We start from the raw sequence: 250 nt of genomic DNA on the forward strand, positions 1-250 counted from the left end.
GCCGTAGCCGTGGCCACGCCGTGCTGGCCGGCCCCCGTCTCCGCGATCACCCGCTTCTTGCCCACCGCGCGGGTCAGCAGCGCCTGGCCCAGCACGTTGTTGATCTTGTGCGAGCCGGTGTGGTTCAGGTCCTCGCGCTTGAGGAACACCCGCGCCCCGCCGATCGCCTCCCCGAAGCGGCGGGCCTCCGTCAGCAGCGATGGCCTGCCGGTGTAGGTGCGGTGCAGTTCGCCCAGCTCGGTCGCGAAGG

The 250-nt window shown here is 72.0% G+C and carries 1 protein-coding gene; it reads right to left on the minus strand.

The window, feature by feature from the left end:
• On the minus strand, positions 1 to 250 hold a 250-nt coding region (locus tag ACCC94_RS30415; protein WP_413353261.1), incomplete at both ends, for a pyridoxal-phosphate dependent enzyme.

It is taken from the genome of Pseudomonas sp. Pseusp97 (assembly GCF_047304025.1).
Lineage (GTDB): Bacteria > Pseudomonadota > Gammaproteobacteria > Pseudomonadales > Pseudomonadaceae > Pseudomonas.